The following is a 2264-nucleotide window of genomic DNA, read 5'->3' as shown; positions in this document are numbered from 1 at the left end:
CGTTCGGCCACACCAAGGTGCTGGTGACGGCCTCGATCGAGGAGAAGGTCCCGGCCTGGATGCGCAACACGGGCCAGGGCTTGGTCACGGCCGAATACGGCATGCTGCCCCGCGCCACCCATACGCGCGGCCGTCGCGAAGCCGCCGCCGGCAAACAGACGGGCCGGACGCAGGAGATTCAGCGCCTGATCGGTCGCTCGCTCCGCGCTGTCGTCGATTTGAAGGCCCTGGGCGAGCGCCAGGTGGTGCTGGACTGCGACGTCATCCAGGCCGACGGCGGCACCCGCACCGCTTCCATCACCGGCGCCTGGGTCGCCATGGCCTCGGCCCTCAACTATCTGCGCGACGAAGGCGTGCTGAAGTCCGACCCGATCCTGGACCAGGTGGCGGCGGTGTCGTGCGGCGTCTGCGACGGCGTGCCGGTGCTGGACCTGGACTATGAAGAGGACTCCGAGGCCGAAGCCGACTCCAACTTCGTCCTGACCGGCGCGGGCCAGATCGTCGAGGTCCAGGCCACCGGCGAGAAGCGCGGCTTCTCGCGCGCCGAGTTCGACCGGCTGTTCTCCCTGGCCGAGATCGGCTGCACCGAACTGTTCGCCCTGCAAAAGGCCGCGCTGGACGCCGTGCGTCGATAAGGGGTTTCGTGCTTTCGGGGGACGGGTCATCGTATCGGTGATCCGTTCCGCGATCCGGAGACCCCGATGCGCCGATTCCTCTTCGTCTGTTTCGCCGCCGCCGCCGCCGCGCTCGCCGCCTGCCAGCCGCAGGCCGAGATTTCGGACGCCCCCCAGGCCCGTATCCCAGAAGCGCCGGAGCTGGCGCCACAGCGGATTCCTGCCAGTGAAATCCCCTGTCGGGATCAGATCGGGGCGGCGGCGTCCGCCCGCCTGGTCGAACGCTGCATCCAGGTCAGCCCCGCGACCCGCCCGCCCTGCAACGCCGCCAACCCCTGCGACCTGATCCAGGGCGAGATCGACCGGTCCTGCACACTGTGGGAACGCGACGGCGATCCGCCGGCGGAATGCCGGTCCTAGGACAGGCCGTCACGAAAAAGGCCCCGCCGTCGCCGGCGGGGCCTTCTCGTATCAGCCCTTGGGCTCAGTCTTAGTCGCGACGACGACGACCGCGATCGCCACCGCGATCACCGCCGCCTTCGCGCTTGGGACGGCCGCCGGTGTCGTCCGACAGGGGCTCCTCGCCGCGTTCGGCGCGTTCGGCGTTGATCTTGTCGGTCAGGTCTTCACCCGTGGTCTGATCGACGACCTTCATCGACAGCTTGGTCTTGCCGCGATCGTCGAAGCCCAGGAACTTGACCTTGACCTCTTGGCCTTCCGACAGGACGTCGGCCGGGTTGGCGACGCGTTCCAGGGCGATCTGGGACACGTGGACCAGGCCGTCCTTGGCGCCGAAGAAGTTCACGAAGGCGCCGAAATCGACGACCTTCACGACCTTGCCGGAGTAGATGGTTCCGACTTCCGGTTCCGAGGCGATGGATTGGATCCAGGCCTTGGCGGCGTCGATCTTCTCCTGGTCGTTGGCGGCGACCTTGATGGTGCCGTCATCGCCGATGTCGATCTTGGCGCCGGTCTTCTCGACGATCTCGCGGATGACCTTGCCGCCCGAACCGATCACTTCACGGATCTTGTCGACCGCGATCTTGACCGTTTCGATCTTCGGCGCGTGCTCGCCCAGTTCGGTGCGCGGCGCGTCCATGGCCTTGGACATCTCGTCCAGTATGTGGAGGCGGCCGGCCGAGGCCTGGCTCAGAGCCTGCTTCATGATCTCCTTGGTGATCCCGGCGACCTTGATGTCCATCTGAAGGCTGGTGATGCCTTCCGAGGTGCCGGCGACCTTGAAGTCCATGTCGCCCAGGTGATCTTCGTCACCCAGGATGTCCGACAGGATGGCGAACTCGCCCGACGGCTCCAGGATCAGGCCCATGGCGATGCCCGAGACCGGACGGATCAGCGGCACGCCGGCGTCCATCAGGGCCAGCGACGAACCGCAGACCGTGGCCATCGAGGACGAGCCGTTCGACTCGGTGATCTCGGAGACCAGACGGATGGTGTAGGGGAAGTCTTCCTTCGACGGCAGCATCGGACGGATCGCGCGCCAGGCCAGCTTGCCGTGGCCGATTTCACGACGACCTGCACCGCCCATACGACCGGTCTCGCCGACCGAGTAGGGAGGGAAGTTGTAGTGCAGCAGGAACTTCTCTTTGTAAGTGCCGGCCAGCGAGTCGACGTATTGCTCGTCTTCGCCGG

Annotated in this window: 3 protein-coding genes; 2 read left to right on the top strand and 1 reads right to left on the bottom strand. The window is 66.7% G+C overall.

Annotated features, from left to right (window positions below; genetic code table 11):
* Window positions 1-635 (top strand): ribonuclease PH (gene rph, locus Q7J26_RS02110; RefSeq protein WP_304934864.1); only part of this gene is annotated, 635 nt, incomplete at its 5' end.
* Window positions 636-701: 66 nt separating this feature from the next.
* Window positions 702-1034 (top strand): hypothetical protein, encoded by a 333-nt coding sequence (locus Q7J26_RS02105; RefSeq protein ID WP_304934863.1) that lies wholly within the window; start codon window positions 702-704, stop codon window positions 1032-1034.
* Window positions 1035-1104: 70 nt separating this feature from the next.
* Here Q7J26_RS02105 and pnp read toward each other — a convergent pair.
* The coding region (gene pnp, locus Q7J26_RS02100; protein WP_304934862.1) for a polyribonucleotide nucleotidyltransferase at window positions 1105-2264 on the bottom strand (1160 nt) is incomplete at its 5' end.

It is taken from the genome of Brevundimonas sp. (assembly GCF_030656255.1).
In the GTDB taxonomy this organism is placed as follows: Bacteria; Pseudomonadota; Alphaproteobacteria; order Caulobacterales; family Caulobacteraceae; genus Brevundimonas.
The sequence above is the reverse complement of the archived record's forward strand: the minus strand, read 5'-3'. Positions and strand labels throughout refer to the sequence as shown.